This window comes from Mycobacterium sp. (genome assembly GCF_035603715.1).
Classification (GTDB): domain Bacteria; phylum Actinomycetota; class Actinomycetes; order Mycobacteriales; family Mycobacteriaceae; genus Mycobacterium.
In genome coordinates this window covers 1-5,388 of record NZ_DATNJW010000440.1, presented here as the reverse complement: position 1 = coordinate 5,388, position 5,388 = coordinate 1, and the positions used below count along the sequence as shown (strand labels likewise).

General features: G+C 66.5%; 7 protein-coding genes. 1 reads left to right on the top strand and 6 read right to left on the bottom strand.

Translation table 11 applies throughout. The features are described 5' to 3' along the window. Positions 1-5: 5 nt before the first annotated feature. The 3 genes from VN856_RS18190 to VN856_RS18180 all read right to left on the bottom strand — a co-directional run bounded on the left by VN856_RS18190 (position 6) and on the right by VN856_RS18180 (position 1,187). Entirely contained in the window at positions 6-572 is a 567-nt protein-coding gene (locus VN856_RS18190; RefSeq protein WP_325691523.1) for a Clp protease N-terminal domain-containing protein, read from the bottom strand. A gap of 3 nt (positions 573-575) precedes the next feature. Further along, the gene (locus VN856_RS18185) at positions 576-794 is read right to left on the bottom strand and encodes a helix-turn-helix domain-containing protein (RefSeq protein ID WP_325691526.1); all 219 of its coding nucleotides are present in this window, start codon (positions 792-794) and stop codon (positions 576-578) included. Positions 795-857: 63 nt separating this feature from the next. Continuing rightward, the gene (locus VN856_RS18180; RefSeq protein ID WP_325691521.1) at positions 858-1,187 is read right to left on the bottom strand and encodes a DUF4229 domain-containing protein; all 330 of its coding nucleotides are present in this window, start codon (positions 1,185-1,187) and stop codon (positions 858-860) included. A gap of 47 nt (positions 1,188-1,234) precedes the next feature. Between VN856_RS18180 and VN856_RS18175 the strand changes: the two genes are divergently transcribed. Beyond that, positions 1,235-1,396, top strand: coding sequence for a hypothetical protein (locus VN856_RS18175; RefSeq protein WP_325691519.1), 162 nt, complete (start codon positions 1,235-1,237; stop codon positions 1,394-1,396). On the opposite strand, the gene VN856_RS18170 is transcribed toward VN856_RS18175, so the two are convergent. From VN856_RS18170 to resB, 3 genes are all read right to left on the bottom strand, one after another. Further along, positions 1,397-2,683, bottom strand: a complete 1,287-nt coding sequence (locus tag VN856_RS18170) for a MinD/ParA family protein (RefSeq protein WP_325691517.1) — start codon at positions 2,681-2,683, stop codon at positions 1,397-1,399. It abuts the gene before it with no gap. Between the two features lie 100 nt (positions 2,684-2,783). Then, positions 2,784-3,749 (bottom strand): c-type cytochrome biogenesis protein CcsB, encoded by a 966-nt coding sequence (gene ccsB / locus VN856_RS18165; RefSeq protein WP_325691515.1) that lies wholly within the window; start codon positions 3,747-3,749, stop codon positions 2,784-2,786. Next, on the bottom strand, positions 3,746-5,341 hold the full coding sequence (gene resB, locus VN856_RS18160) for a cytochrome c biogenesis protein ResB (RefSeq protein WP_325691524.1): 1,596 nt from the start codon (positions 5,339-5,341) through the stop codon (positions 3,746-3,748). Before resB ends, ccsB begins: the two co-directional genes overlap by 4 nt. Positions 5,342-5,388: the final 47 nt, after the last annotated feature.

The following is a 5,388-nucleotide window of genomic DNA, read 5'->3' as shown; positions in this document are numbered from 1 at the left end:
TGGCGCTAGGCGGCGCTGTCCAGCAGCCTGACGACCGCGGCGCGCAGCTGCGCGGTGTAGACGTGCTCGGTGATCAGGGCAATGGCCGCCCTATCGCCGCCGCGCAGAATGCCCAGCAGCAGATGTTCGCAACGGATCTCGTCGTCCTTGTGCGCCAATGCTTCTCGCAGTGAAAGCTCCAACACCTTCTTGGCATCGTGACCGAACGAGATATGCCCTCGCCGCCTACGGCGGCGGCCCGAACGGGACAGCGCGTTGTCGAACGCGTCGGTGCCGAAAGTGCTGGCCACGCTGTCGCGAACCGCCCGCAGATCGATGCCGATAGTGCCGAGTGCGTCGGCGTCCTCGTCGAACGACTTATCACCAGTTGATGTTTCGGCCAACCGGGCCCGCACCACCTCGGCGGTCAAGCCGTACTCCGTCAATACCGACGAGAGGTCCCCGCGAGCGGTCTGCAGAATACCGAGAAGCAAGTGCCGCGAACCGGTTTCACGGTCGCACAGTTCACGGGCCTCTTCCTGAGCCAGCATCACCGCGACCCGGGCATTGCGGGCGAACCTCTCGAACGCCATTGGTCATCTCCTCCGGTTGTATTTCTGGTGCACCGCCTGCCTGCTCACGCCCAACGCATTGGCGATGGCCTGCCAACTCCAGCCCTGCTCGCGGGCATTGGCGACGTGGATGGCCTCCAACCGCTCCTGCAGCCGCTGCAATGCGCGCACAGCGCGCAGTCCCTCAGCCGGGTCGGCGCTGCCCGCAGCATCGGCGGCGGGATTCAGCGACTGGTCGGGCAACTCACTCACAAGCGTCAAGATAACTTGACACTCACGACGTGTCAAGAAACGTTGACGCGCGTTTCAGTCGGAGGTGTTGGGGCTGTCGTCGGGCGGGGTCTCACCACGCAGTCGGGCCCGAAGTTGCGCACGGTCGTGGCGGCGGCGTTCGGTGGCGGCGTCGATGCCCGCGGTGGCCCGGCGTCGCAACGGAGCAAACAGCCACATCCCCAGCGGCATCGCAATGACGAGCGCGAACAGCAGAGCGACGACGAGCGGAAAATCACGCACACCAAGGCCTCGGCCGGTCCCGTAAATCACCGCGGTGAGTGCGATCACCAACACCAGGCGGGCCGCCACGTACAACAAAACGCTGACGACCGCGCGGCCGGCGGAGCTCTGTCCGGTTGACACACTGCGAGCCTAGGTCGCCGCGTATATTCAGACCAAGGAGGTGTTGAGTGCTGTACCTGCTCCTGGCCCTGATTCTCGCAACGGTTGTCTACGTTGGGTGGCGCGCGGCCCGTTCACAGATCAACCGCCCGAAGAGCCGCGTCATCGGACCCGATGACGATCCGGACTTCCTGTGGCGGTTGACCCACGGTGACAACAACCCGCGTTGACTAAATGAAGTGCTCGTTGGATCGACGCTGATCGCTCGGAAAACCTTCTGCGACAACAGCTGCCAGCTCGATCAAGGCTTCCCGCGTCTCTCGCTTCAGCCGGTTGAGGTCGATCTCGGCGCCTTCTTCGAGGTGTGGGTCGAACGGCACCAAGCGCACGGCGCGGCAGCGCCGCGAGAAGTGGTCGACCACTTTCTGCATGTCGACCTTGCCTGACCGTGGCCGCACCGCGTTGATCACCGCGATCGAATTGCTGACCAGGTCCTCGTGGCCGTGCGCGTCGAGCCAGTCCAACGTGGCCGAGGCGCTGCGCGCGCCGTCGATCGAACCCGAGCTGACCACGACTAGGGCGTCGGCCTTGTCCAGCACCGACGTCATCGCAGAATGCAAAAGCCCTGTGCCACAGTCGGTCAGCACCAGACCGTAGAACCGCTCGAGGATCTCCAGCGTCTGCGCGTAATCGCCAGCGCTGAATGCTTCCGACATGGCCGGATCGCTTTCGGACGCAAGCACTTCCAACCGGCTGGGTCCCTGCGAGGTGTAGCTGCGGACGTCGCTGTAGCGGTCGATGCCCTCAGCGTCGCGCAGCAGGTGCCGAACGGTGGCCGGCGTCTCCAACGGCACCTTCTGACTCAGCGTGCCGCGATCGGGGTTGGCGTCGACGGCTACCACCCGGTCACCGCGGATCGACGCGAAGGTGGCGCCCAGCGTCGCGGTGATGGTGGTTTTGCCAACGCCGCCCTTCAGCGAGAGCATCGCGATGCGGTAGCAACCCCGCAGCGGCCGGTTCACCTGGACGGTCAGGTCGTTGTACCGCATCGTCCGCGGGCTTTCGCCGACGTTGATCAGCTGTCCCGACAGGCGGAACAGCCACCGCCGCCAGCCCTCCGATGGCGGCGGCTTGACCTGGCGCAGCAGGGTGCTGGTGGACAGCTCCGGGTAGCGCGACGGCGGCAAGTTCGGTTGCGGATGTCCGGTGTCGCCCGAAGGCGGCGGTCCCCCGTAGTTGCCGTAGACCCGCCGGGGCGCATCGCCCGACTCGACGACGCGCGGAAGTCCTTGATACGGCGTCTCGGCCCAGGCCCGCGGTTCAACGCGGGTCTGCGGCAGCGGTGCGTTCTGTGTCGCGTTATCGCTGAACCGGCGTTCGGTGCGGAACCCGGCGAACGCCCGGGTCGCCGGTTCGGCGGCCGGTGGTGGCGGCGGCGGCTGGTGTGGCGGCAATTCGGTCGTCGGATGGTCTCCGCGGCCGCCGCCGTTCGCGTCGTTGGGCGGATGGTCAGACACGTGAAAAATCCCCTCGTTGCAACACTCGAAGGTCGCTAGTTGACGAACAGTGCTCCTAATCGAACATATCGCAGCGGCCTAAGAAGCCGCTGAGCTGCGCTTATCCGACCCCCGCATAGGAGTGCAGACCCACGGTGACCAGATTGACGAAAAATAGGTTGAACACCATGGCCACGAAGCCAACCACGTTGATCCAGGCCGCTTTCCGGTCGCGCCAACCGGCCGTCGACCGGGCATGCAGGTACGCGGCGTAGACCACCCATGCGATGAACGCCACAGTTTCCTTCGGGTCCCAGCCCCAGTAGCGGCCCCAGGCCTGCTCGGCCCAGATGGCGCCGAAGATCACCCCGAAGCCGAAGACCGGGAACCCGAAGATCGTGGTCCGATACGCGATCCGGTCCAGCGTCTGCGCGTCGGGCAACCGCCGCACAAGCTGGGCAAACGCGCCCGGGGTGTCGGGCTCATCCAGCCGGGAGGTGCGCAGCAGGAACAGGATGCTGGCCACCCCGGCGACCATGAACACACCCGAACCCAGGCTGACCACCGACACGTGGATGGGTAGCCAGTACGACTGCAGTGCGGGCATCACCGGGGCGGCGTTGGTGTAGAGCCAGCGTCCGGACACCGTCAGCAAAATGAGCACCGGCACCAGCAGGAAGACCCACAGCGGACGGTATTGCGGTCGGCGCAGCACGATCGCGCCGGCGACCAGCCCGCAGAAGCAGGTCAGGTTGATGAACTCGTACATGTTGCCCCACGGCACCCGCTGGGTGGCCAGACCACGCAGCACGATGCACGCGAACAACAACCCGATTCCGGCGTAGACCAGGATCAGCCCGGCCCGCCCGACCCGCTCGTCGAACGGCCGGCGCGGGGCGTCGGTCACGACACCGGGGGTCGCGCTGTTCGCGCCCACGCCGACCAGTTCGCGGTCGGCGTTGCGGCTGCGCGTGTAGGCGAGTTCGACGGCCAACAGCAGCAGGGCGACGACCATGATCACCACCGCCGACGTGAACGCCCAGTCGGAGTTGCGCGCCAGACCGAGGTGGATGTGCGTGGTGTTCACGGGGTGCTCCTTCCGGTCGCGATCGGCTCAACGGCCGACGTCGTCAATCCCTGCTGAAGGCGCTCGACGATTCGCTCGAACTCTTCGCCCCAGCCGGCGTTGTCGGTCCGTGCCAAACCGCCTACCTGGACGTTCACCGTACCGGGCGTCCCTGGCAGCAGCCGAACCCAGATCCGCCGCCGGCGCACCAGCAAGGACACCACCAGCCCGGCCATCATGGCGATCGCGGACACCAGCACCCAGATCTGGCCCGGGTCATGCGAGACCTGCAGGTTGACGAACGGCACGGCACCGTCGAAACGTACGACGGTGCCCGCGGCCGGGCCCTGGTCGATCCGCACCTGGTCGCCGACGCGCAGGTTGACCCGCTTGACCCTGTTGAGGCGATGCTGGTCGATGAGGCGCGGGTCCAGGGAGTACAGCGACTGCGGCCGGCCGGTGTCCAGTCCGGCGTCACCGGAATAGATGTCGATCGCGACCGCCGGGGCATTCAGCGCGGGAAAGCTGGACGACAGCAGGGTGCCCTCGAGTTGTTCGGTCGGTGCCAGCAGACCCTGGATGGCGATCTGATGTTTGCGACGTTCGACGGCGTCCGGGTACGTGCCGGCCGGCGGGTCGATGCGGGCCACCCCCGACGACAGCAGCGTGCGCGCATTGTCGGGCCGCCACTGGACCGTCGAGGTGCGGGTCTGCCCGTCCGGGAAGACCACGGTGAACGTCGGCGCGTAGCCGTGGCCCTGCAGGTAGACCCGGTCGCCGCTGACTCGCAGCGGGTGGTTGACCTCGAGCCGGTAAGGCCGCCAACTGCCGCCGGCCAGATCGCGGCCGGACTGATAGTCGATGTCCGCGGCGAACGACGTCGCTTGCCCGGACGGCAGATACTTAGCCTTGAAGTCGTTGACACGCAGGCAGATCGGGTGCAGCGACGTGCCGTCGACGGTGTTTCCGGCCCGGAATGAATCGAACGCCGCAGGTGATGCCGAGCAGAACCCGGGACCGCCGTCGGCGATGACGACGACGTTGCCCTCGTAGCCGAACAGCTTGCCGGCGGCCACCGCGACCAGCAGACCCAACAGCGAGAAATGGAAGACCAGGTTGCCGAATTCGCGCAAATAGCCTTTCTCCGCTGAGATTTCGATGCCATCGTCGCGGCGGACGACCGTGCGCCAGCCACGCAGGTGCCCCGCAATTGTCGTCGCCACATCGTCGGGTTCACCGGTGACAGTGGCCGCGGCGTGTTTGGGCAGCCGGGTCAGGTTGCGGGGCGCCGGGACCGGCGTGGCCCGCATGCTGCGGGCGTGCTCGATCATCCGCGGCGTCAGGCAGCCCAGCAGCGACACGAACAACAGCGTGTAGATCGCGGTGAACCAGAAGCTGCCAAACACGTTGAACGCCTGCAGTTTATCCAGCCACGGCCCGATCTTCGGGTGGGTGGCCAGGTAGTCGTCGACCTTGCCGGCGTTGAGGCTGCGCTGCGGCAACAGCGCGCCGGGCATCGCGCCCAGCGCGAGCAGGAACAGCAGCACCAGCGCGGTGCCCATCGACGTCAGGGTGCGCCAGGTGTTGCGCGCGTAAGCGAACAGCCGCCTCATATCGGCAACCTGACGTCGCTGACGAACGCGTCGCGCACCCACGACAC